This window comes from Actinophytocola sp., from assembly GCF_049647105.1.
Classification (GTDB): domain Bacteria; phylum Actinomycetota; class Actinomycetes; order Mycobacteriales; family Pseudonocardiaceae; genus Actinophytocola.
This window is the reverse complement of the sequence record NZ_JBARWZ010000016.1, coordinates 1-20,914: the sequence shown is the minus strand read 5'-3', so window position 1 is coordinate 20,914 and position 20,914 is coordinate 1. Positions and strand designations below refer to the sequence as shown.

The following is a 20,914-nucleotide window of genomic DNA, read 5'->3' as shown; positions in this document are numbered from 1 at the left end:
ACTCACACCTGGTAGGTGTCTTCCAGTACCAGCCGCTCGGCTGTTGATGTTGCCCATGTTTTGCGCGCCCCCGGCAGGACTCGAACCTGCGACCCAGAGCTTAGAAGGCTCCTGCTCTGTCCGCTGAGCTACGAGGGCATGAGGCTGCCGCCCGCCGGAGGCGGATGGCAGTCCCAGTGGGTCTGATCGTTCGTGGAGGCTCTGGCGTTTCTCGTTCCGGCCAAGTTGGCCTGAGTTCACACCGCCGCGGCAGTCGAGCCGCGGACCTGGAGGTCCACTTCGAGAGTGACCTGTCTGCCCGGTCTTGCGCCGTCGAGCATGCGTAACGCCAGCTCACCGGCCTGTCGGCCCTTGGCGACGAGGTCCTGGCGCACGGTGGTCAGTGGCGGATCGGCCCAGCTGGCGGCCGGGGTGTCATCGAAGCCCACGATGGAGACCTCTCCCGGTACCGACAGTCCGAGCTCGTTCGCGGCGCGGATCGCGCCCAGCGCCAGCTCGTCGGACATGCAGAGCACCGCGGTCGGTCTCGGTTCGAGGCCGAACAGCCACCTGGCGCCCTCCCTGCCCATCTCGCGTGCGTTGCCCGGCGCCTCCCAGAACGGCACCGACTCAGCGACAATACCCTGTTCACCCAGGGCTTTGAGGTATCCGGCAAGGCGGTCGAGGGTCACCTCGAAGTGTGCGTCTTCGATTCTCTGCCTGCTGACCGGCCCGCCGACGCCGTCCGCGCTCAGGCCGAGGCCGACGATGCCCACCCGCCGGTGTCCCAGCTCCGCGACGTGCTTCGCGGCCAGGTACGCGCCGCCCTTGTCGTCCACCCGTACCCGTGCCGACCGTGGCACGGCGGGCTGGTCGACCACCACGAGCGGCAGGTCGCGTGCCTGTACCGCCTCTAGTGCGGGCGCGTTGTCCGGCAGCGAGTAGGCCACCACGATGTCGGTCTGCGCCCGCATCACGGACCGCGCGCGCGGTCCGTCGCCGCTCAGACCGGGCAGGAGCAGCAGAGACCGCTCTCCGCTGTCCACTGTGGACGACAGGGCGTCGAGCATGATCGACAGCGCCGGGTCGGAGAACGCCGACGACAGCCCGTCGCACAGCATGAACGCCACCGAGCCTGCCTGTTTGGTCGCGAGGCTCCGCGCGACCGGGTCCGGTCCGGCGTACCCGAGTTGCTTGGCGGTCGCGATGATCCGCTCACGCAGGGCGGTGGACAGCTGGTCCGGCCGGTTGTACGCGTTCGACACCGTCGCCCGGGAGACGCCGACGTGCTGGGCAACGGTGTCCAGCGTCGGTCGCCTTTCCCGGTCCTGGGTCACCGCGCAAGCCTACGACCAGGTGCTTCAGCAAACCCGTAGCCATGACTGAAGCGCTTCAGTACGATGGTCCGCGAGGAATACTTAGGGAGGAGAAGCCGGTGCGTTCGGGGCGTCTGTCGGTGTTCTTGGTGTTCGCGCTCAACGGCGTCGTCATCGGCTCGTGGGCGCCACGCATGCCGACGCTGGCCGAACAGATCGGCGCAGGCGCCGGTGTGCTCGGCCTGGCACTGCTCGGCGCGAGCATCGGCATGATCGCCGCCGCGTCGTTCGCCGGCCGGCTGTGCGCGCGGTTCGGCGCACGGGTGATGGTGCTCGGCTCTGCGCTCACGACCGCGGCCGTCCTGCCGATCCTGGCCTCGGTCGGCTCACCGGTGCAGCTGGGACTCGTCCTCGTCCTGCTCGGCGCCTCGGTCGGCATGCTCGACGTGGCCATGAACGTGGCCGCGGTGACCGTCATCCGCCGCACGGAACGCCCGCTGATGCCGGTCTTCCACGCCGGGTTCAGCTTCGGCGCACTGGCCGGGTCGATGGGCGCCGCGTTCGCCGCGGGACACGGGCTCGGCCTGGTCCCGCACTTCTCGCTGGTCGCGGGCGTCACCGTGCTGTTCACCGCGGGCGTGATCAGGTTCGTGCCCCGTGAGCAGGCCGGCGCAGGCACCGTCGAGCGCACCGGCCGCGACCGCCGCATGCTGCGCAGGCCGGTCCTGTGGCTGCTCGGCATGATCGCGTTGTTCTCCGCCGTCGTCGAGGGCGCCAACGGCGACTGGTCGGCCTTGTTCGGCGTCCGCGAGCGCGGCATGTCCGAGGCGGCGGGCGCGGTCACGTTCTCGGTCTTCTGTATCGCGATGGGCGTCGTTCGCCTGTTCGGCGAGCAGATCGAGCGCCGGTTCGGTGCGGTGAAGGTGCTGGTGGCCGGTTCCCTGATGGCAGGACTCGGCATGATCATGATCGCGATCGTGCCGCTCGCGTGGCTCGCCTACGCCGGGTTCGCGCTGGCCGGTGGTGGTCTCGCGTTCGCGTTCCCGGTCGCGCTCGACCTCGCGGGCGCCGTCGGCAGGCGGGGCGACGGGACGGGCGGCGAGCGGGAGATCGGGTTCGTCACGACCATCGCCTACTCGGGCTTCCTGATCGGCCCGCCGATGATCGGCGGCGTCGCGCAGCTGACGAACCTGGAGTTCGCGATCGGTTTCGCCGGCGTCGTCGCGTTGCTGATCGCACCGGTCGCGCTCGCGTCGGCCGCCGCCCGCAGGCGCGAGGACGAGGTGGCCGAACAGGAAAAGGAGTCGATCGCACCGGCGACGCTCTAGACGCCGGTGACTAAAGTCCAAGGAGTGTCCGTCGACAGCATCGCGAAATCCACCCATTCGCGGGTCCCCAGCGTCGTACCGCTGATCTTCGTGGCGGCACCGTTCGCGGCGCTGGTCGCCGTGGTGCTGCTCAGCTTCACCGCCCCAGACGCGACGCTGGACGTGCAGTTGGGCGCGGCGGTCCGCGTGGCGGCGGAAGCGGGCGCCGTGCTCACCGTCGGGTCGCTGTTGTTCGCCGCGTTCCTCGTGGCACCACAGAAGACGGGCATGGTCGGCGCGGGTGGCTACGCGGCGCTGCGGACCGCGGCGTGGTCGGCGCTCGTGTGGTTCGCGGGTGCGATCGCGTCCGTTCCGTTCCTGGTCGCCGACGCGGTCGGCCGCCCGGTGTCGCAGATGCTGCGCGACTCGTCGCTGATGTTCGAGCTCGTCAGTGAGCTCGAACAGGCCAAGGCATGGCTGATCACCGCGGGCGTCGCCCTTTTCATCGCTTTCGCCGCGTTCGTCGTGCTGTCCTGGGGCTGGGTCACGGGACTGTTCGGCCTCGCGGTCTTCGGCGTGCTGCCGGTGCCGATGACCGGGCACTCGTCGTCGGGCGGCAACCACGACCTGGCCAGCAACAGCCTCGTGTTCCATCTCGTCGCCGCCTCGCTGTGGGTCGGCGGGCTGGTCGCGCTGATGATGTATGCCCGGCGTTTCGATCGTGGGCCCGCGATGACGGTCGCCGTCACCCGCTTCTCCTCGGTGGCGCTGGTGTGCTGGATCGCGATGGCGGCCTCTGGCGTCATCAATTCCTGGGTGCGCGTGCCGCTCAGCGAGGTCTTCACCACCCCCTACGGGCGGGTGGTGGTCGCCAAGATCGTCGCGCTGGTGCTGCTCGGCGCGTTCGGCTACTTCCACCGGGAGTACAGCGTCCGCGCCATCCAGGAAGGCGGCACCAGCAGGCTTCTGGTGCGGCTCGCCGCGGTCGAGGTGCTGGTCATGTTCCTCACCATCGGCATCGCGGTCGCGCTGGCCCGCACCCCGCCGCCGCAGCTCGAGTACCTGCCCGGCCAGGTCGAACGGGAGCTGGGCTACCCGATCGACGCCCCGCCGACGCTGGTGAACCTGTTGACCTCGTGGCGGTTCGACCTCATCTTCGGCACGCTCGCGATCGTCATGGCCGTCCTGTACGTGCTTGGCGTGCGCAAGCTGCTGGCCAGGGGTGACACGTGGCCGATGGGCCGGGTAGTCGCGTGGCTCGCCGGTTGCGCGGTGATCCTCGTCGCCACCTCGTCCGGCATCGGCCGGTACTCGGCCGCCATGTTCAGCGTGCACATGGAAGTGCACATGATGCTGTCGATGCTGGCGCCGGTGCTGCTGGTGCTCGGCGGGCCGGTCCTGCTGGCGCTGCGTGCGCTGCCGGTGGCGGGCAAGGACGGGGTGCCAGGACCGCGTGAGTGGCTGCTGACGCTGGTCCGTTCGCCGTTGTCGCGTTTCCTGACCCACCCCGTCGTCGCGCTCGTGCTGTTCGTCGGATCGTTCTACGTCCTGTACTTCTCCGGCCTCTTCGACTGGGCGCTGGACAAGCACTGGGCGCACCTGGTGATGAACGCCCACTTCCTGCTGGTGGGCTATCTCTTCTACTGGCCGGTGATCGGCATCGATCCCTCGCCGCGCAGGCTGCCGCACGTCGCGCGCCTCGGCATGGTGTTCGCGTCCCTGCCGTTCCACGCGTTCTTCGGCGTGATCCTCATGGGCATGAGCACGATCATCGGCGAGCAGTTCTACCGGCGGCTCGCGTTGACGTGGAACACCGACCTGCTGTCCGACCAGCGGCTCGGCGGCGGGATCGCGTGGGCGGCCGGTGAGCTGCCGCTGCTGATCGTGCTGGTCGCGCTGCTGGTCCAGTGGGCCCGTGCGGACGACCGCGAGGCCCGGCGGCAGGATCGCCGCGCCGACATCGAGGGCGACGACTCCGATCACGCCGCCTACAACGCGATGCTGAAGAACCTGTCCGACAAGTCCTAGTACGGCAGCAGCGATAGCGCGGCGCCTACCACGGCCCACCGACATCGGGCCCGCTCACGGCCCCTCCCAGCGGCCACTTGTCCACAGCCGCTGCGCCTGTCCACAACTCGCCGGTAACTTCCGGCGGTCCTGGCGCGCCCGGGGCAGGCTGGGCACATGTTCGAAACACCGATCACCGTGACCGGCCGGGTCGTCACCGACGTGACCACCCGCATGACCTCGACAGGAGACAAGGTGTCCAGTTTCCGCGTCGCGTGCCAGGAACGCCGCTTCGACAAGGAGCAGCAGACGTGGGTGGACGGCGACCGCCTGTACCTCCGCGTAACCGGCTGGCGCAGGCTCGCAGAAGGAATGGGTGCGCTGGAGAAGGGCGACCATGTGGTGGTGAGCGGCCGCATGAAGGTCCGCGAGTACACAACCGACGACGGCACGCTGCGGGCGGACCCCGAGATCGACGCGAGGGCGGTCGGTCCGGACCTGGCCTGGCACACCGTGATCGTCAACCGGCAGTCGTGGGCGTCCTCGGAGCAGCTCGCGCTCGTCGGTCCGTCCGGTCAACCCGGGTCACCAGGAGAGGAGGTGGCCGACGCTGCATGACTCCGTTGGCTCTGCTGCCGGCGGTGGGCCGGCAGGGGTGGCCACGCCCGCTCGTTGACCCGCACACGCCCAGCCCGCCGCGCCCGGTCGGGTGAACCGCCCAGGACCCAGAAGGAGTTGATCACGCAGGCCGTCGCCCGCCGACTCTCCGCTGGAGGATGCCGCCTGACTCGACATCGTTCGCGTAGGCAAAACAGCCACACCGCGGTCATGGCCGAGCACGGGCCGCTCTACGATCGCGCCCATGGCCGAGTTCATCTACACCATGAAGAAGGTGCGCAAGGCGCACGGGGACAAGGTCATCCTTGATGACGTCTACATCCAGTTCTACCCCGGGGCGAAGATCGGGGTGGTTGGTCCCAACGGCGCTGGCAAGTCGAGCGTGCTCAAGATCATGGCGGGGTTGGACCAGCCGAACAACGGCGAGGCGTTCCTGTCCCCCGGGTACACGGTCGGCATCCTCCAGCAGGAGCCGCCGCTGAACGAGGACAAGACCGTCTTGGGCAACGTCCAGGAGGGCGTCGGCGAGATCCACCAGAAGCTCATGCGCTTCAACGAGATCGCCGAGAAGATGGCGACGGACTACTCCGACGAGCTCATGACCGAGATGAGCAAGCTCCAGGAGGACATCGACCACGCGGACGCGTGGGACCTGGACTCGCAGCTCGAGCAGGCCATGGACGCGCTGCGCTGCCCGCCGCCGGACGCGGACGTCACGCTGCTCTCCGGTGGTGAGCGCCGACGGGTGGCGTTGTGCAAGCTGCTGCTGTCGAAGCCGGACCTGCTGCTGCTGGACGAGCCGACCAACCACCTGGACGCGGAGAGCGTGCTGTGGCTGGAGCAGCACCTCCAGCAGTACTCGGGCGCGGTTCTGGCGGTTACCCACGACCGGTACTTCCTGGACAACCTGTCGCAGTGGATCCTCGAGCTCGATCGAGGGCGTGCCCACCCGTACGAGGGCAACTACTCCACCTACCTGGAGAAGAAGGCGGAGCGGCTCGCGGTCCAGGGCAAGAAGGACCAGAAGCTGCAGAAGCGCCTGAGGGACGAGCTGGCGTGGGTGCGGTCCAACGCGAAGGCGCGGCAGACCAAGTCCAGGGCCCGTCTCGACCGGTACGAGGAGATGGCGGCGGAGGCCGAGCGGACGCGCAAGCTCGACTTCGAGGAGATCCAGATTCCGCCGGGGCCGCGGCTGGGCAACATCGTCGTCGAGGTCAACAAGCTCAAGAAGGGCTTCGGCGACCGGGTTCTGATCGAGGACCTGTCGTTCGACCTGCCCCGCAACGGCATCATCGGGGTGATCGGCCCGAACGGCGTCGGCAAGTCGACGCTGTTCAAGACGATCGTGGGTCTCGAGAAGCCGGACGCGGGCGAGGTCAAGGTCGGCGACACGGTGAAGCTGTCCTACGTCGACCAGGAGCGGGGCGGTATCGACCCGAAGAAGAACGTGTGGGAGGTGGTGTCGGAAGGGCTGGACTACATCCACGTGGGCCAGGTCGAGATGCCGTCCCGCGCGTACGTGAGCGCCTTCGGGTTCAAGGGAGCCGACCAGCAGAAGCCGGCGGGTGTGCTGTCAGGTGGTGAGCGCAACCGGCTCAACCTGGCGCTCACCCTCAAGCAGGGCGGCAACCTGATCCTGCTCGACGAGCCGACGAACGACCTCGACGTGGAGACTCTTGGCTCGCTCGAGAACGCGTTGGAGCAGTTCCCCGGCTGTGCGGTCGTGATCTCTCACGACAGGTGGTTCCTCGACCGGGTCGCGACGCATATCCTCGCGTGGGAGGGCACAGACGAGAACCCCGCCAAGTGGTTCTGGTTCGAGGGCAACTTCGAGGGCTACGAGAAGAACAAGATCGAGCGCCTCGGAGAAGAAGCCGCCCGCCCGCATCGGGTCACCTACCGCAAGCTGACCCGCGACTAGGTTGGGGGTGCGGTGGCGGCGGCCTGGAACGACCTACCGGCGACCGGTGGGCTGCACGAGTGCGCCGCACTCGTGAGCTCAGCGGAGGCGCTTCGCGTGAGCGCGCCGGAGCTCAGTGTCCAGCTCGCCAGGCGCGCGTTGCTGGTCGGCGCCACCGACGCCTCGGCAGGCACCACCAGCATCGGTGAGGCCAGGAACCTGTCGATGCGGACGCAGGCCCTGCTCGCGTCCGGACTTGTCCGGATCAGCCAGCACGCGGGGGCCGTCGAACCGGGCTTCGCGGCGCTGGCGCTGGCCGAGACAGGCGGTGCTCCTGACGTCGCCGCCGAGGTGCGGATCGACCTGGCGGCGTGCGCGCAGCACGTCGGCGAGCCGCTCCTCGGCGGTGCGCTCCTACGGCCGGTGCTGGAGTCCACGCAGGTGGCACCGTCGGTGCGGGCCGCGGCGCTGGGCAGGCTCGTCAGTTGCATCGCGCACGTGGCGCGGCGCGACGACATCGAGGACGCGCTCACGGAGGCGGACCGGCTGCTCGCCGTCGACGACGGGATCAGCGCCGACATGCGGCGGATGGAGCGGGCCAGGCTCGCTGTGCGGTCCGCCGGTTACCACCGGTGGTACGGCGACACCGAGGACGCGGTCACGGCGGCCCGCGAGGGGCTCAACCTGCTGACCAGGTTGAGCAACGACCTGAGGTCGGAGTGCGACCGGCTGCGGGCACGGCTGACGCTGGAGCTGGTGTGCGGCCTGCTGGACGAGGGCGAGTTACGGGAGGCGGAGACCGCCGCGCACCCGATCGTCGACGAGCCGGTGCGTGCCACGTCCGCCGCCTCGGTCGGCAGGCTGATGCTGGCGCTGGCGACGCGGGTGTACCTGCCATCGGGCCAGCAGGACCGCGGCAGGCACCTGCTGGACCAGGCCGTGTGGATGGCGGAACGGCATGCCCTGGACGGTTTGCGTGCCGACACGCTGACCGAGGTCTCCCGCCTCGAAGAACAGGCGGGCCGGGCAGGGACCGCGCTCGAGGCGCTGCGGTCGGCACGCGCGGCGGAGCAGCGGCGCATGCGTGCGATGTCGCGCGCGGCCCGGCACGTGGTGGTGGAGGTGGGCGCCAACCGCGCCGTCAGCGACACCACACATCAGTCGGTGGCCGCACTGATGCGCCAGCTCGCACATCCCGTGGGGCTCCCGGGTGCCGTGGCCCCACCACCCCAGGTCTCGCCACCCCCGCCGAAGCCGGCCCAGGAACCATCAACGCCGCCTGCCGCCGAGAACGTCGGCACGGCCGACATGGACGAGAGCGCCCAGCTGCTCGACCAGGAAGGCCTGTTCCGCAGGCTGCGCACGGTCCGCAAGGGCGAACGCCCGGTGGCGCTGACGCTGGTCCGCGTCGAACCGAACCAGGACGGAACCGAGGACCGCGGCCTGGACACGGGCATCATGGCGGGCCTCGCGGACAAGGTCCGCGACATGGCGCCCGACAACGCGGAACTGGCGAGGTCCGACGGCGGTGAACTGGCGGTGCTGCTCCCCGCCACCACGAGGGACCAGGCGGAGGAGTTCGCGGCGACGATCCGCGAAACCGCCATCGAGTCCGACTGGGCGGGCGCGGGCGGCAAGGACATGAGCATCAGCACGGGCGTGGTGCAGACCGATCAGGCAACCACGGACGCGGCAGGCATCCTGACCGCGGCCCGCGACGCGCTCACCCCCGCGCAGACGACAACCAGCGCGGCGACCAGCGCGGGCTCGCTGGCGGACCACGCGGCGGCAGCGCACAGGGCGTTGTCGGAGGACACCCCGACGAAGCCGCTGAGCAACGCCAAGCCGACCACCGAGCCCCAGCAGACGGGCCGCTCGATCCTGAGTTCCCTGAGCATCCCCACCGGCAGCGGTGGCCGCCGACGAGCAGGCGAGGAACAACCGCCAGGTGCGGCGTCCCGCTGGCCGGCGGAAGCGCCACGCTCGACAAGAGCGGAACGCAGGGCTCAGCAGGAGTCGTCATGGCCCGCCGAGCCAACCCCGACGCCCCCCACGGGCTGGCCGGCCCCGGCAGACGAACCAAGCCAGGGCAAACGAGCCGCCACCCCGACACGCCCCTCCTTCAGCGAAACCCGCACCGGCGAGTCCACCACCGCGATAGACCGGACGACCCTCCCCGCCCACGGCGAACAACCACGGGCGGACAACAACACCTCCAAGACCAACGAGCCCGCGAGCACCCGGGAAGACCCGGGCCTGACCACCCGCCGCGACATCCCAACCCTCGCCACCACGGGCACCCCCAGCTCCGCGCCAACCACCGACACGACCCCCACCGACACAGAACCCGCCGCACGCCACCGCCCCTCGCAGCCCGCGCACGACTCCGGACCCCAGCCCGCCACGGCAAGCGGCGAGGCCGCAGGCACCTCCGGCGAGCCGCCACCTTCGGCGCGCCGGAGCGCGTTGGGTCTTGGTTCTGTGGCTGGGTCGCCGTTCGGTGGTTTGTCGGGCGGTGACACCAGCGCTGCTGGTGAGCAGGCAGGTTCGGCGCGGCGGGGTGTGTCGGGTCTTGGTTCTGTGGCAGGTTCGGCGTTCGGTGGTTCGTCGGAGGCCGACACCAGCGCTACTGGCGAGCCGCCACCTTCGGCGCGCCGTAGCGCGTTGGGTCTTGGTTCTGCGGCAGGTTCGGCGTTCGGTGGTTTGTCGGGCGGTGACGGTGGTGCTGGTGGTGAGCAGCCACGTTCGGCGCGTCGGGGTGTGTCGGGTCTTGGTTCTGTGGCTGGGTCGGCGTTCGGTGTTTCGTCGGGTGGCGATGCCGGTGTTGCCGGTGAGCAGCCACGTTCGGCGCGTCAGGAGGCGTTGCGGCTTGGTCCGGTGGCCGGGTCGGAGTTCGGGGCTTCGAGCGGCGAGCGCACCGATGTCTCCGGCGGTCCCGCAGGCTCGGCGCGCCAGAGCACCGCTACGCCCGCTTCCGCGGCCGAGTCTGGGCGTTCGGCCGCTGAGGCTGCGGCGGGTGGTGCGGCGGCAGCCGCCGCGGCGAGTGATGCCGTGCGGACCTCGTCCGGTGCCCAACGCGCCACCTCCGCTTCCTCGGCGGACGCCGAGGAAGCGGGTGCCCTGGGTTCGGGAGTCGGCGGGGTCGCGGGGTCGTCCAGCGGCGGCATCCTGCGGGCCTCCGGTGACGCCCCCGCCGCACCCAGACAGTCCTCCTACGAAGAGACCAAGGCCGAACTGGCCAGGATGATGTCCGCGCTCAACGCCAAGTCGTTCGTGGTGCGGGAAGACGAAAGCAACGGCGCCCGGCAGTCGATCCCTACGCCGCCCGCGCCCGACGAGGTGCCGGAGCCGCCCGTTCGGCCCGACGTGCCGGAGCCCGCCGAGCCCGATCCCATTCCGCCGCCACCGCCGGAGCCCGTACCCGCGCCGGAGCCGGGCCGGTCCGCGCTCATGGCCGCCTTCGACGCCCTCACGGCTCCCATGCCCGACCTCCGGACCGAGTCCGACGACGGCGGCGGTGGCCCGCCCGTGCGCACGCCTGCCCAGTCGCGGGCCGACGTGGACACCGCCGACGTCGAAGAGTCGCCCATGGACAAGTTGTTCGGCACCGGCTCGGGGCAGCGGGCCAAGTTCCGGTCGTCGCTCGGGGCGGCGTTCGCCGAGCTCGGGGTGACCGAGAAAAAGGTCACAGAACCGGTCAAGGAACCGGTTCAGGAAACCGCCTACGACGAGCCGATAGGGCCGCCACCGCGGCCGGCCGGCCCGCCGCGGCGCGGGGAGAAGTCGTCGGCGACGATCGCGAGTCTGCTGACCGAAGCACTCGCCGCATACCAGTCCACGGCCGAAGACTCCGAACCTCACCGTGGTCAGGAGCGGTTCGACTCGGTCGTCGGAGACGACCCCGAACCCCGGCAGCCGGGGGTCCAGGGACGGCACCGGTCGCCCGAATGACGCAACGGGGTCCGTCGTACGGTTGGCCCTGTTGTCCTCGTGTGATCGCCTAGTCTGTGTGCCGCATGTGGCACACCGTCGTGCCGCCAATCGTGGAGTCGCCTGAAAATGAGCTCGACCGGAACCCGCACCCGCACCGACAGAACCGGTGGGTTGGACCGGACAGAATCCGAGGAAACGCCGGAGCAGCGGCGGGACGATCTCATCGAGCAGGCCGCGTCGGCCGCCCCGGACATGGCGGACCTGATCCGGCACTACTACCGGTACATCCCGCCAGAGGAAGTCACCGACACCGATCCGGTCGACTTGGTCGGCATGGTGCGCACGCACCGTGACCTCGCCGCGCGTCGGGTGCCCGGCCGGCCCGCGGTCCGCGTCTTCAACCCGGACGCCGATACCGACGGCTGGCGCACCGCGGGCACCGTGGTTCAGCTGGTCAACGACGACATGGCGTACCTGGTCGAGTCGGTGAGCGCCGAGCTGGTGCGCGGCGGCCTGCAGGTGCACCGGGTGGTTCACCCGATCGTCGTCGTCAGCCGGGACGTCACCGGTGGCCTGCGTGACATCCTGACCGACGCCGAGGCCGACGACCCGCCAGCGGACGCCCTCGCCGAGTCGTGGATGTCGATCGAGGTCGACCTCATCACCGACGCCGACCGCAGCCGCGAGATCGAGAGCCGTCTCCAGTCGGTCCTCAACGACGTCCGCGAGGTCGTCGAGGACACCGACCGCATGGCGGGTACCGCCCGCGCGCTCGCCGACGAGCTGGAGGCCAGCCCGCCGGTCGACGAGGCCCTGTCCCTCGAAGGCGCCGCCCTGCTCCGCTGGCTCGCCGACGGTCACTTCACCTTCCTCGGCTACCGCAGCTACGACCTCGTCCGCGACGACGGCAGGCGTGCGCTCAAGGCGGTCCTCGCCAGCGGCCTCGGTGTCCTGCGCCAGGACAGCCTCGCCACCCGCAACCTCACGGCGGGCCCGGACGGCGACGTCGACGCCACCTCACCGGACCTGCTCGTCCTCACCGAGGCGTCGGCGCCGTCGTCGGTCCACCGGTCGACCTACCCGTACTACGTCGGCGTGAAGACCTTCGCCGAGAACGGCACCGTCCTCGGCGAGCACCGCTTCCTCGGCGTGTTCACGATCACCGCCCTGCACGAGGACGTGCTCGACATCCCGGTCGTCGGCCGCCGCGTCCGCGAGGTCATCCACCGTGCGGGGTTCCCGCTGGAGTCCTACACCGGGCAGCGGATGCTCGAGGTCATCCAGAACTGGCCGCGGTCGGAGCTGTTCTCCACCGACACCGACACGCTGTACCAGACGACGACCGGCGTGATCGCGCTCGCCGACCGACGCCGCCTTCGCCTGTTCCTGCGGCGCGACCCGTTCGGCAGGTTCTTCTCCTGCCTGGTGTTCCTGCCGCGCGACCGCTACACCACCACTTCGCGCATCGCGATGCAGGAAGTCCTCATCGACGAGCTCGGCGGCAAGAACCTCGAGTTCTCCACCCGCATCGGTGAGACCGCCCTCGCGCAGGTCCACTTCACGGTGCACACCGACCCGGCGGTTACCACGGACGTCGACGTCAACCGCATCCAGGAGCGGTTGACCGAGGCCGTCCGCACGTGGAACGACCGCATGGTCGAGGCCGTGTTCGCCGAGCAGCGCGAGCGGGTCGACAGCGGCGCCCGCCGCGGCAACGACATGGTCGCGGTCGGCGCCGAGTCCGCCACCGAGCAGGGCCTGCGGTTCGCGAGCGTGTTCCCGGAGGGCTACAAGGAGGACTTCTCCGCCACCGAGGCCCTCACCGACCTGCGCAGGCTGGAGGGGCTGCGTGCCGAGGGCGACCTCGACATGTCGTTCTACCGCCCCGGGGACGCCGCACCGGGCGAGCGCCGCTTCAAGCTGTACCTGGCCGGCGAGGGCGTCACCCTGTCGCAGATGCTGCCGGTGCTACAGCAGATGGGCGTCGAGGTCGTCGACGAGCGGCCCTACGAGCTGCACCGCGAGGACGGCACCCGCTGGTGGATCTACGACTTCGGCCTGCGGATCGACGAGTCGGTCGTCGAGGACAAGACGGTCGAGCAGCAGCTGCGGCAGCGGACCCTGTTCCAGGAGGCGTTCAGCGCGATCTGGCGCGGGGACGCCGAGTCCGACGGGTTCAACTCGCTTGTCCTGCGTGGCGGGCTGAGCTGGCGGCAGGCGGCGTTGTTACGTGCCTACTCCCGCTACCTGCGGCAGGCGGGCATCCCGTTCGACCAGGGCGACGTCGAAAGTGCGGTGCTCAACCACACCGAGGTCGCGATCGCGCTGGTCCGGCTGTTCGAGACCCGTTTCGACCTCGCGAAGGCCGACGAGGTGCGCGAACGGGCGCTGGAGTCCCAGGTCACCGAGCTCACCACGATGATCGACGAGGTCACGAGCCTCGACGCGGACCGCATCCTGCGCAGTCTCCTCGCGCTCGTCCGGGCCACGTTGCGGACCAACTACAACGTGCGTGACGAGCAGGGTGAGCCTCGGCCCTACCTCGCGATCAAGCTCGACCCGGCGCAGGTCATCGACCTGCCGGACCCGAGGCCGAAGTTCGAGATCTTCGTGTACTCGCCCCGCGTCGAGGGCGTGCACCTGCGGTTCGGCCCGGTCGCGCGCGGCGGGCTGCGCTGGTCGGACCGCCGGGCGGACTTCCGCACGGAGATCCTCGGCCTGGTCAAGGCGCAGGCGGTGAAGAACGCGGTCATCGTGCCCGTCGGCGCGAAGGGCGGGTTCGTGGTCAAGCGGCCCCCGGCGCCCACCGGCGACGCGGGCACCGACCGCGAGACGAACCTCGCCGAGGGAATCGCCTGCTACCGCATGTTCATCTCCGGTCTGCTGGACCTGACCGACAACCTGCGTGCGGGCCAGGTCGTGCCCGCCCGTGACGTGGTCCGCTACGACGACGACGACACCTACCTGGTCGTCGCGGCCGACAAGGGCACCGCCAAGTTCTCCGACATCGCGAACGAGGTCGCCGCGAGCTACGGCTTCTGGCTCGGCGACGCGTTCGCGTCCGGCGGCTCGGTCGGCTACGACCACAAGGCCATGGGCATCACGGCCCGCGGCGCGTGGGAGAGCGTGAAACGCCACTTCCGCGAGCTCGGCATGGACACGCAGACCGAGGACTTCACGGTCGTCGGCGTCGGCGACATGGCGGGCGACGTGTTCGGCAACGGCATGCTGCTGTCCGAGCACATCCGCCTCGTCGCCGCGTTCAACCACCTGCACGTGTTCCTCGACCCCGACCCGGACGCCGCCGCCTCCTACGCGGAGCGCAGGCGCCTGTTCGACCTGCCCCGCTCCAGCTGGGACGACTACGACCGGTCGCTGATCAGCGAGGGCGGCGGCGTGTGGCCGCGCACGCTCAAGTCGATCCCGGTCAGCGAGCAGGTGCGGGTCGCGCTCGGTCTGCAGGAGGGCGTCACGAAGCTGTCGCCGCCGGAGCTGATGAAGGCGATCCTGCTCGCTCCCGTCGACCTGTTGTGGAACGGCGGCATCGGCACCTATGTGAAGGCCGGGACCGAGTCGCACGCGGACGTGGGCGACAAGGCCAACGACGCGATCCGCGTCGACGGCGCCGACCTGAACGTGAAGGTCGTCGGGGAGGGCGGCAACCTCGGCCTGACGCAGCGCGGCCGCATCGAGTTCGCGAAGAAGGGCGGCAAGGTCAACACCGACGCCCTGGACAACTCGGCCGGCGTGGACTGCTCCGACCACGAGGTCAACATCAAGATCCTGCTCGACCAGCTGGTCGCGCGGGACACGCTCACGCAGGACCAGCGCAACGAGCTGCTCGCGGAGATGACCGACGAGGTCGCCGACCTCGTGCTGGCCGACAACTACTCGCAGAACGCGGTGCTCGGCGTGAGCCGTGCGCACGCGGTGTCGATGCTGACCGTGCTCGCGCGGCTGGTCACCGACCTTGAGACGACCGCGGGCATGGACCGCGGGCTGGAGGCACTGCCGACGAAGGCGCAGTTCCGCGACATGGACAAGAAGGGGGAGGGCCTCACCTCGCCCGAGCTGGCCACGCTGCTGGCGCACGTCAAACTGCGGCTCAAGCACGAGGTGCTGGCCTCGGAGCTGCCGGACGCCGACGTCTTCACGCGCAGGCTGCCGGAGTACTTCCCGACGCAGCTGCGGGAGCGGTTCGGCGGGGCCATCGACGACCACCCGCTGCGCCGTCAGATCACGACGACGCTGGTGGTCAACGAGGTGGTCGACGGCGGTGGCGTGTCGTACGCCTTCCGGCTGGCCGAGGAGATGAACGCGTCCGCGACCGACGCCGTGCGCGCGTTCACCGCGGTCACCAAGATCTACGACCTGCCCGGCCTGTGGCGGGACATCCGCGCGCTGGACAACGTGGTGCCGACCGAGGTCGCCGACCGCATGATGCTGGAGACCCGGCGCCTGCTCGACCGCGCGTCGCGCTGGCTGCTGTCCAACCGGCCGCAGCCGCTCGCGGTCGGCGCGGAGATCAACCGGTTCCGGAAGGTGGTCGCCGAGCTGGCGCACGAGGTGCCCTTGTTGCAGCGCGGCGCGGAACGGGAGAAGGCGGCGCAGCGGGCGGAGGAGCTGGTGGCCTCCGGTGTGCCGACCGGGCTGGCCAGGCGGGTGGTGGCGCTGCTCGACGGCTACGGGCTGCTGGATGTCACCGAGGTCGCCGAGCTGGCCGACCGCGACGGGCTCGACACCGAGCGCAGCCCGCGCGAGACCGCCGAGCTGTACTACGCGCTGTCCGAGCACCTCAACATCGACTCGATGCTGACGTCGATCAGCGCGCTGGAACGCGGCAACCGGTGGCACGCGCTCGCCCGGCTCGCGCTGCGGGACGACCTGTACACGTCGCACCGCGCGATCACGCTCGACGTGCTGCGCCAGAGCGACCCAGGCACCTCGGCGGACGAGAAGATCGAGAACTGGGAGCGCAACAACTACCGGCGCATCTCCCGGTCCCGCGAGTCCCTGGAGGAGATCCGTCAGGTGGGCAAGCTGGACCTGGCCACACTGTCCGTCGCCACTCGGCAGGTGCGCAGTATGGTTCGGTAGTGGGTGCCTTCATCACCGAAGTCCGGCCGCGCTGGTCGGACATGGACGCGTACGGTCATGTCAACCACGCCAACACCGTGACGTTGCTGGAGGAGGCCCGCGTCGCGCTGCTGTTCACCGAGGCGGCGCGCCAGGGCGCCGACGGCATGGCGCGCGGCGTGGTGGTGGCCAGACTGGTCGTGGACTACCTGATGCCGCTGGTGGCGGACGGCACCCCGGTGCGGGTGGCGATGAGCGTCCGCGAGATGCGGCACGCGGCCTTCACCATCGACTACAAGGTCCACAGTGGACCGTTGGAGGAGATGCCCGCTGTGACCGCCCAGACGATGCTCGTGCCGTACGACACGGCCAATGGCAGGCCGCGTAGGCTCACCGAGAACGAGCGGGATTTCCTTGCGGCGTACCGAAGTGGGAGTAACGGTGCCTGAGCTGACCTTCACCGAGCCGTCCGAACGGGACGACCTCGGCGCGTTCGTGGCCCGCGCGGTGCGACTCGACGGGCAGACCGTGGTGCGGCTACGCAACCGCGAAGGCGGCCGCATGGACGCGTGGGTCGCGACCCCGTTCGACGTGCTCGCCACCAGGACGGTGCTGGGTGCCATGGAACCCAACGACGTCACGGTGTCCGGTAACGAGCTGCTCGCCGCGCTCGCGGTGTCGCGGGCCGACCGGATCGATCCTGGCCGCCCGATGGACATGCAATGGCGTTCCGCGCTCCCGCCGCAGGCGCACTGGCAGGTGGTCGAGGAGCAGCTGCCGGCGAAGGTCGTGGCCGAGCTGACCGATCGCGGCCTTGAGCTGGCGAAGGAGAACGCGGGCCCGCACGGCACGCCGCCCGCGTCGCTGCTCGACCAGACGGTGCTGACGGTGACCGGCGACGGCCTCGAGGTGAAGATCCCGATGCGGTGCCTGTTCGCCATGTCGGGCATGGGGTTCGTCGGCGCGGGCGACGAGGAGCACGTCCGGGTCACGGCGACGGACGCGTGGCTGCGCATCGACGCCCGGTTCGGCGCGGTGGTGCGCAGAAGGCACGCTTTGCTGCCATTGCTCGTCTGAGCATGGTTCCATGGGCGGTATGAGCGACCCAGAGGACCCGACACGCCGGTTCCTGGACCAGACCGTGCCGAAACACGACGAATGGGACGGCCGGGAGCCCGAGGACGGGCCCGCACGTCCTCGACATGTCCAGCACCCCGAGCCGGTGGAGACCTTCGGCGCCAAGCAGCGCCGCGCCAACACGATCCGCAAACTCGCGTGGGGCGTCGGTCCCAGCGCGGCCTTCATCGCCGGTGCCGCTCTGTCCGACAACGGGGATGACGTGGAGGTCGACGCGGACATCGACATGGCAGGCGGCTTCGGCGACGTCGGCAGCGGCCTGTAGCGACTACCTCAGCCAGGCTGCGGTGTCCGGCGGCAGCATGCCGTCGGCGAGTGTGTCGCTGCTCAGCAGGATCTCGCCCGGCGGCAGAGGCACCGAGGTCTCGGACGCGTTGAGCACGCACACGAGCCCGCCACCCTTGCGGCGGTACGCGAAGCAGCCGTCCGGCGCGCCGTACCACTCCACCTCCGCCCCGGCGAACGCCGGATGGGACTTCCGCAGCTCGATCGCGTGCCGGTACAGCGACAGCGTCGAGTCCGCGTCCTCCAGCTGCCGCTCCACGGTCAGCTTCGCCCATTCCTGCGGCATCGGCAGCCACGGCGAGTGCGCCGTCGAGAACCCGAACGGTGGCTCGTCGCCCTCCCACGGCACCGGCACCCGGCAGCCGTCGCGGCCGCGGTTCTGCCCACCGGACCGGAAGTACTTCGGGTCCTGGATGGCCCAGTCCGGCAGCGCCACGTTCGGCAGGCCCAGCTCCTCGCCGTTGTAGAGGTACACGACCCCGGGCAGCCCCAGCTCGACGAGCGCCATCGCCCGCGCCCGCTGCCTGCCGTCGCGCCCGTCGCCGTACCGGCTCACCTCACGGACCACGTCGTGGTTGGACAGAGTCCACGTCGGCGGCACCCCCGCGGTGGCGGCGGTCTCCAGCGACGCCTCGATGGCGGTGCGCAGCGCGGCCGCGTCGAACGGCGCCAGCATCAGCCGGAAGTTGAAGCCAAGGTGCAGTTCGTCGGGCCGCAGGTAGCGGGCGAGCCGCTCGTTGTCGGTCACCCATATCTCGCCGACCGCCATGGCACCCGGGTGCTCGTCTAGGACGCGGCGGATCAGCCGGTGGATGTCGTGGACGCCGTCGTCGTCGAACCGCGGGTCGAACAGGTCGTGCTGGCCGATCTTGTTGCCCGCCCGCAGGTCCATGTCCGGCAGGTCCGAGGGCTTGGCCATGCCGTGGGCGACGTCGATGCGGAACCCGTCCACGCCGCGGGCCAGCCAGAACCGCAGCGTGCGCTCGAGGTCGGCGCGGACCTCCTGGTGCGCCCAGTTCAGGTCGGGCTGCCGAACGTCGAACAGATGCAGGTACCACTGGCCGTCCTCGACCTGCGTCCACGCGGATCCGCCGAACACACTCACCCAGTTGTTCGGCGGCCCGTCACCGCGGCCGGGCCGGAAGATGTAGCGGTTGCGGGCCGGGCTGTACGGGTCCGCGATGGCTTCCTGGAACCACACGTGCTCGTCGCTCGTGTGGTTGGGCACCAGGTCGATCGTGACCCTGATGCCGTGGTTGTGCGCCTCGGTCACCAGCCGGTCGAACGCGTCGAGGTCGCCGAACAGCGGGTCGACGTCCCTCGGGTCCGCCACGTCGTAGCCGTGGTCGGCCATGGGGGAGCGGAAGAACGGGGTCAGCCACAGCGCGTCGACACCGAGCAGCTCCAGATAGCCGAGGCGGTCGCGGATGCCGTCCAGGTCGCCGACGCCGTCGCCGTCGGAGTCGGCGAAGGAACGCACATACACCTGGTAGAACGTCGCGTCTCGCCACCAGTCGGAGGCGTCCCTTGGGGTGTCCCCGGCTCTACGCACAATCGATCATCCTGCCAGTTCGTCGCCGAGACGCGGACAGGAATTGGAGTGCTTCCGGTTACGTCCAGCTGTTCATGAGGCTGTTGGCGGCCATCTCGAGATATCCCCACAGTTGGCGCCGATGCTGGTCGGACAGACCGGCCTCGTCTACCGCTGTTCGCATGCATCGCAGCCAGGCGTCACGTTCGATCGGCCCAATGGCGAACGGTGCGTGCCGCATCCGCAACCGTGGGTGGCCCCGACGCTCCGAGTAGGTGTGCGGGCCGCCCCAGTACTGCATGAGGAACAGCCGCAGCCGCTCTTCTGCCGGCCCGAGATCCTCCTCGGGATACAGCGGGCGCAGCACCTCGTCCTTGGCGACCTCCTCGTAGAACCGCGCGACGATGCGGTGGAAGACCGCCTCGCCGCCCGCGGCGTCGTAGAAGCTCGCTACTTCCTCAGGTGTCGGTGTGGCCACGTTTCCATCCTGCCATCTGTGCTCAGGCCTCCGTGGCGGGGAAGCCGCGCACCATGGGCCCCTGGATGCCTGCGTCCTCGAACGCCGCCATGATCCGTGCCCGCAGGGACCGCTGCACCGCCCACTGGCGGCCGGGCCGGACCTTGACGGTCATCCGCAGCGTGATGCCCTCGGTGGCGGACACCCGCTCGACGCCGAGCACCTCCGGTGGTTCGAGCACGTCCTCGGAGACGGGTTCGTTCTCGGCGGCGTAGGTGGCGACCCGGCCGAGGATCTCCGTGGCCTGGCCGACGTCCGCGCCGTAGCCGATCGGCACGTCGACGACCGCGACCGCGAAGCCCTGGCTCGAGTTGCCGACCCGCAGGATCTCGCCGTTGCGGACGTACCAGACGGTCCCGTTCACGTCGCGCATCGTGGTGATCCGCAGGCCGACCGCCTCGACGGTGCCGGACGCCTCGCCGACGTCGACGACGTCACCGACGCCGTACTGGTCCTCCAACATCATGAAGACCCCGGACAGGAAGTCCTTGACCACGTTCTGGGCACCGAACCCGACCGCGACGCCGAGGATGCCCGCGGAGGCCAGCACCGGCGCGAGGTTCACACCCAGCTCGGCCAGGATCATCATGAACGCGATCCCGAACACGAGCACCGACACGATCGACTTGAACACCGACCCGATGGTCCTGGCGCGCTGCTCCCGCCGCTCCGACATCAGCGTGCCGAGGGCCTGTGGCGCCCGTTCCTTCAGCGGCCGCAGCAGGGTGGGGATCCTGCCGCCGCTCGCGCGGGTCAGCCGGTCGATCAGTCTGCGGGCGATGGTCCGGACGATCATCGCGAAGATGAGGATCAGGATGATCGTGATCGGCTTCGCGATGAGCCAGTTCGCGGACGAGGCAAGCCACTGGCTGCCCGTCAGCTGGTCCACTATCTCGCACCAGTTGTCGCCGGGCTCGCAGTCCGGCGCCTCGAACGACAACTCCAAATCGGTCACGGGCCCGACGATAACGGCGCGGCAACGACGCCGTGGAAGGGGTCGGTGTGACAGAAGTCGCGTGCCCCGCGATCACGGGCTCGACAAGGGAATCCACCCGAACCCCGGCTTCACAAAGAGAGATCCGAAGCCGACAACGCCGCGACCAGCACCAACACCGCGAAAAACCCCAGCGAAACCCACCCCAAACCGCGAAACCAGCCCCAAGGCAACCCCCACCCTGTCCCGCAGGGTTCCGTCAAAGTCGATCACCTGCGTGGAGCAGGCACGATCCTCTGGTTGATCATGTGATTGTCGAAGTCGCATGATCTTGTGAGAGGGCCGTGCCTGCTGTGTCATCATCCCTGATCCCT

13 protein-coding genes and 1 tRNA gene are annotated in these 20,914 nt (G+C 69.8%); 9 read left to right on the top strand and 5 right to left on the bottom strand.

The features are described 5' to 3' along the window. Window positions 1-65: 65 nt before the first annotated feature. Window positions 66-138 (bottom strand) — tRNA-Arg (locus WBA97_RS02010). A 98-nt stretch (window positions 139-236) separates the two neighbouring features. Then, complete coding sequence (locus WBA97_RS02005; RefSeq protein ID WP_424228902.1) at window positions 237-1,316, bottom strand: LacI family DNA-binding transcriptional regulator; 1,080 nt, start codon at window positions 1,314-1,316, stop codon at window positions 237-239. A gap of 98 nt (window positions 1,317-1,414) precedes the next feature. On the opposite strand from WBA97_RS02005, the gene WBA97_RS02000 reads away from it, so the two are divergent. The 9 genes from WBA97_RS02000 to WBA97_RS01960 all read left to right on the top strand — a co-directional run bounded on the left by WBA97_RS02000 (window position 1,415) and on the right by WBA97_RS01960 (window position 17,538). Continuing rightward, window positions 1,415-2,623 carry an MFS transporter gene (locus tag WBA97_RS02000; RefSeq protein WP_424228901.1) on the top strand — a complete coding sequence of 403 codons (1,209 nt, stop codon included), beginning with the start codon at window positions 1,415-1,417 and terminating at the stop codon, window positions 2,621-2,623. A 24-nt stretch (window positions 2,624-2,647) separates the two neighbouring features. Then, complete coding sequence (locus WBA97_RS01995) at window positions 2,648-4,630, top strand: cytochrome c oxidase assembly protein (RefSeq protein WP_424228900.1); 1,983 nt, start codon at window positions 2,648-2,650, stop codon at window positions 4,628-4,630. A 156-nt stretch (window positions 4,631-4,786) separates the two neighbouring features. Beyond that, on the top strand, window positions 4,787-5,227 hold the full coding sequence (locus WBA97_RS01990; protein WP_424228899.1) for a single-stranded DNA-binding protein: 441 nt from the start codon (window positions 4,787-4,789) through the stop codon (window positions 5,225-5,227). Between the two features lie 244 nt (window positions 5,228-5,471). Further along, window positions 5,472-7,148 (top strand): energy-dependent translational throttle protein EttA, encoded by a 1,677-nt coding sequence (ettA, locus tag WBA97_RS01985; protein ID WP_424228898.1) that lies wholly within the window; start codon window positions 5,472-5,474, stop codon window positions 7,146-7,148. Window positions 7,149-7,244: 96 nt separating this feature from the next. Next, window positions 7,245-11,078 (top strand): diguanylate cyclase domain-containing protein, encoded by a 3,834-nt coding sequence (locus tag WBA97_RS01980; RefSeq protein WP_424228897.1) that lies wholly within the window; start codon window positions 7,245-7,247, stop codon window positions 11,076-11,078. A gap of 108 nt (window positions 11,079-11,186) precedes the next feature. Then, window positions 11,187-16,157 carry an NAD-glutamate dehydrogenase gene (locus WBA97_RS01975; protein WP_424228896.1) on the top strand — a complete coding sequence of 1,657 codons (4,971 nt, stop codon included), beginning with the start codon at window positions 11,187-11,189 and terminating at the stop codon, window positions 16,155-16,157. Then, on the top strand, window positions 16,157-16,585 hold the full coding sequence (locus WBA97_RS01970) for an acyl-CoA thioesterase (RefSeq protein ID WP_424228895.1): 429 nt from the start codon (window positions 16,157-16,159) through the stop codon (window positions 16,583-16,585). The genes WBA97_RS01975 and WBA97_RS01970 overlap by 1 nt, the downstream gene beginning before the upstream one ends. Further along, window positions 16,578-17,213 (top strand): hypothetical protein, encoded by a 636-nt coding sequence (locus tag WBA97_RS01965; RefSeq protein WP_424228894.1) that lies wholly within the window; start codon window positions 16,578-16,580, stop codon window positions 17,211-17,213. Before WBA97_RS01970 ends, WBA97_RS01965 begins: the two co-directional genes overlap by 8 nt. A 19-nt stretch (window positions 17,214-17,232) precedes the next feature. Beyond that, on the top strand, window positions 17,233-17,538 hold the full coding sequence (locus WBA97_RS01960) for a hypothetical protein (RefSeq protein WP_424228893.1): 306 nt from the start codon (window positions 17,233-17,235) through the stop codon (window positions 17,536-17,538). A 3-nt stretch (window positions 17,539-17,541) separates the two neighbouring features. On the opposite strand, the gene WBA97_RS01955 is transcribed toward WBA97_RS01960, so the two are convergent. Genes WBA97_RS01955 through WBA97_RS01945 form a run of 3 tightly spaced genes read right to left on the bottom strand, consistent with a single transcriptional unit; the run spans window position 17,542 to window position 20,561 of the window. Beyond that, window positions 17,542-19,110: a glycoside hydrolase family 13 protein gene (locus WBA97_RS01955; protein WP_424228892.1), complete on the bottom strand. Its 1,569-nt coding sequence runs from the start codon at window positions 19,108-19,110 to the stop codon at window positions 17,542-17,544. A 58-nt stretch (window positions 19,111-19,168) separates the two neighbouring features. Then, window positions 19,169-19,567 (bottom strand): globin, encoded by a 399-nt coding sequence (locus WBA97_RS01950; RefSeq protein ID WP_424228891.1) that lies wholly within the window; start codon window positions 19,565-19,567, stop codon window positions 19,169-19,171. A 22-nt stretch (window positions 19,568-19,589) separates the two neighbouring features. After that, window positions 19,590-20,561, bottom strand: coding sequence for a mechanosensitive ion channel family protein (locus WBA97_RS01945; RefSeq protein ID WP_424228890.1), 972 nt, complete (start codon window positions 20,559-20,561; stop codon window positions 19,590-19,592). Between the last annotated feature and the right edge of the window lie 353 nt (window positions 20,562-20,914).